This is a genomic window from Eggerthella sp. (assembly GCF_048329335.1).
Classification (GTDB): domain Bacteria; phylum Actinomycetota; class Coriobacteriia; order Coriobacteriales; family Eggerthellaceae; genus Eggerthella; species Eggerthella lenta.
In genome coordinates this window covers 1-1,665 of record NZ_DBFEGU010000465.1, presented here as the reverse complement: position 1 = coordinate 1,665, position 1,665 = coordinate 1, and the positions used below count along the sequence as shown (strand labels likewise).

The following is a 1,665-nucleotide window of genomic DNA, read 5'->3' as shown; positions in this document are numbered from 1 at the left end:
GGTATCCGTACAGGTTGGCCGGCTGCTTGTCGGTCAGGTTCGGCGTGTAGATGGGACGGTTGTTCGCGTCGCGCAGTTCGGTCAGCTCCCAGTTGAGGCCGGGCTTGCTGGCGAAGCCGTTAATCGCGTAGCCTTCCTTCGCGAGGGTCTTGCCGAGGGACGCCACGTCGGCGGCGAGGTCCTTGCCGGTGCCCTGGGCGATGGTGTTCTTGGCGGTCTTCGCGCCGGCGAGGATGGCATTGCCCCACGTGGACGGCTTGTCCACGCCGAAGATGGCGGCCTGGTCGATCTTCTTGCCGAACGCCTCGGCGATCAGCGGCTTCATGGTCTCGAACAGGTTGATGGACGCGTCCTCACGTACTGAGTCCGGAATCGGGACGAGTACCGCGAGTTCCTCGGCGGTGATGTTCACGTCCTCCCAACCGCTCTTGGTGGTCTCCTTGAGTCCGCCTTCGGACACCCAGTACGCTTCCGGAAGGGTGGCGAGGACCGGCTGGGTCTTCTTCTTGGTACTCATCCTCATACGCTTCGCGCGGGTGAGCATGACGCTCTTCTCCGGCATGGTCTGGATGATCTCCTGGCTGATCTCGTCGGGGATGAGGGCCTGTCCGAGGTCGTTGCGCTGGATGCTGGAATTGAAATTGTCTGCCATTGTCTGCTCCTTGTATGGCGGTCAGTCGTTGTTGTCGAAGGCGTCGCGCATCCAGTCGGACGGACGCGACGGCTTGGTCGGGTCCATTCCTCCCGTGGGCTTCGCCCGGTTCGCCGGATTATGAAGATCCGGCTTCTGCTGCGCCGTGGCCTGCGCGGCGTATCGCGCGGCGAGCTTCGCCGCCCTCGCCTCGATTTGCTCCGGGGTCCCCTCTCCCACCAGTTCACGGTCTTCGGCCGTCAACCGCGGGTGAGCGGCGAGCGCGCGGCTCCAGGCGTTGTCGGCTTCGAGGCGTGCGATCTTCTGGTTGGCTTCGTCGAGGTCTCGTTGGGTTTTCTCCGTTTCGGTGAGTTTGGCGTCCTCGTATGCGCGGTTCTTGTCGGCGAGTTCGCCGTTCTTGTGTTTGAGGGTGCCGTTTTCCTCGCGGAGGTTCTGGATGAGTTTCCATGCGGTGGCTGGGTCGAACTGTTGTCCTTCGCGTTCCCATGGGGCTTGCGGCTCCTGCTGGCCGTCCGTCTGTCCTTCCGTGTTGTTCGCGTCCGGTTCGGACTGTTGGGCGCCGTCGGGTTCGTTCTGGACGTTGCTGTCCTGCTGGTTGTCGTCTGCCACTGTGGGCTCCTTCCTTTTGTTGCCGCCCGTCCTGCGGGCATGAAAAAAGCCCGTCGGGGCTTCCCGATGGGCTAAAGATGTGATGTTCGGCTTTTAGGCTTCCGGCATTGGCTTGAGGTTTCTGCGGACCTCGTTGGAGATGTACTTGTCGAGGTCCGTGTTGGCTTCCCACTGCGCTTCGCCGGTTTCGACGTTGACGAGGATGTATGCCGGCGGACCGTAGCATCCGCCTTTTGCCATTCCCGGCCAGGTGTAGTAGTAGAGTGCCAGTCCGCCGTAGATTCCTTCGGGCTCGTGCAATATGACGCCGTGATGCTTGGCGAATTCGTCGGCGGCCTTGTCCAGTTCGCGTCTTGTTTTCATCGTCGCATCGCCTTCTTCGGTTTGATGATCTCGTACGCGTG

The 1,665-nt window shown here is 61.9% G+C and carries 3 protein-coding genes; all 3 read right to left on the bottom strand.

Going from position 1 to position 1,665, the window contains the following annotated elements:
• Positions 1-652, bottom strand: a 652-nt coding sequence (locus ACMO6A_RS14325) for a phage major capsid protein (RefSeq protein ID WP_418471461.1), incomplete at its 3' end; no start/stop codon positions are given.
• A 21-nt stretch (positions 653-673) separates the two neighbouring features.
• A complete protein-coding gene (locus ACMO6A_RS14320) occupies positions 674-1,261 on the bottom strand; it encodes a hypothetical protein (RefSeq protein ID WP_418471460.1) in 588 nt (195 codons plus the stop codon).
• Between the two features lie 93 nt (positions 1,262-1,354).
• The coding region (locus ACMO6A_RS14315) for a hypothetical protein (protein WP_418471459.1) at positions 1,355-1,665 on the bottom strand (311 nt) is incomplete at its 5' end.